This window comes from Shimia aestuarii (assembly GCF_022814865.1).
Classification (GTDB): Bacteria; Pseudomonadota; Alphaproteobacteria; order Rhodobacterales; family Rhodobacteraceae; genus Shimia; species Shimia aestuarii_A.
The window spans coordinates 1-1,166 of record NZ_JAKVRD010000053.1; the positions used below are offsets into that span (position 1 = coordinate 1).

At 57.8% G+C, this 1,166-nt stretch carries 2 protein-coding genes and 1 pseudogene; all 3 read left to right on the plus strand.

Annotated elements, in window-relative coordinates; translation table 11 throughout:
- Positions 1-339 (plus strand): annotated as a pseudogene (locus MK745_RS19640) (polysaccharide biosynthesis/export family protein); the annotation flags it as partial.
- Between the two features lie 20 nt (positions 340-359).
- On the plus strand, positions 360-800 hold the full coding sequence (locus MK745_RS19645) for a low molecular weight phosphotyrosine protein phosphatase (RefSeq protein WP_243614861.1): 441 nt from the start codon (positions 360-362) through the stop codon (positions 798-800).
- A gap of 4 nt (positions 801-804) precedes the next feature.
- On the plus strand, positions 805-1,166 hold a 362-nt coding region (locus tag MK745_RS19650), incomplete at its 3' end, for a Wzz/FepE/Etk N-terminal domain-containing protein (RefSeq protein WP_243614862.1).

Genomic DNA, 1,166 nt, shown 5'->3' on the forward strand with positions numbered 1-1,166 from the left:
CAGGCCTATATTCTCGGTGAAGTCGACAAGCCCAGCGTTGTTGATCTGGCGAAAGAGCCAATCAACTTGACGCAAGCTCTCGCGAACCAGGGGGGCTTGAAAGAGGTGCGCGCGGATGCGCGAGGGGTGTTCGTTTTTCGGAGTGTTGGTGGGCGCACCACCGTCTACCAGCTTGAAACCAGTTCCCCCGAGGGGTGGTTGCTTGGCACGGAGTTTAGCTTGATCCCGGAAGACGTCGTCTATGTGACGCGCTCGCCGCTGACTCGCTGGAACGACACGATCACCGGTCTGTTGCCCACCGTCGTAGCAGTTAGAAACCTGGACGATCTCGCCGACTGACGACACATGAGGTGTCTCGTATGAATAGTATTTTGGTTGTGTGCATCGGAAATGTGTGTCGCTCGCCAGTTGGTGAACGGATCCTGAGGGCTAAACTGCCAGGCTTACGAGTGGAATCGGCCGGGCTCGGCGCTCTGGTCGATCATGCTGCTGACGAAACGGCGGCGGCGGTGGCCGAACGCCACGGTGTTTCACTGGAGGGCCATAAGGCGCGCCAGTTCGATGCCGCCCTCGGGGAAGGGTATGATCTGATCCTCGTTATGGAACCAGAGCATAAACAGAAGATTGCGAATACCAACCCGCACCTGTCGGGGAAGGTGATGCTCTTCGACCAATGGACGGAGCGCAAAGGAATACCCGACCCGTTCCGCCGCTCCGAGGACCTTCATGAGCTTGTCTTCGGAATGATAGAAGCTGGTGCGGAAAGCTGGGCACAGAAGCTCGCCCCGAACGGAAAGTAGAGACATGTCGAACCTGAACAAGAGCCTTGGCGCGCAGGGAAATGACGACGAAATCGACCTGTCTGCCCTGATCATGAGCCTCTGGGCCGGAAAGGTCTGGATCGCGGTCATCACGGTGTTCTCGATCGCAGTTGGGGTCTTCTACCTCCTGATGACACCGCCCACCTATCAAGCCGACGCGCTGCTACAGCTTGAGGAAAAGAGCGGGCAGCTCTCCCTTCCGGATGGCCTTTCCGATCTCGTCGAAAACGCACCAGAGAGCGTTACCGAGATTGAGATCATGCGCTCGAGAATGGTGCTTGGAAAAGCAGTCGCCGATCTGAACCTCGACTGGCGTGCCTATCCCAAATACCTCCCCGTGGTGGG

Excerpts from the sequence above, each read along its gene's own strand:
- MK745_RS19645 (WP_243614861.1), top strand. The coding sequence starts at position 360 with ATGAATAGTATTTTGGTTGTGTGCATCGGAAATGTGTGTCGCTCGCCA.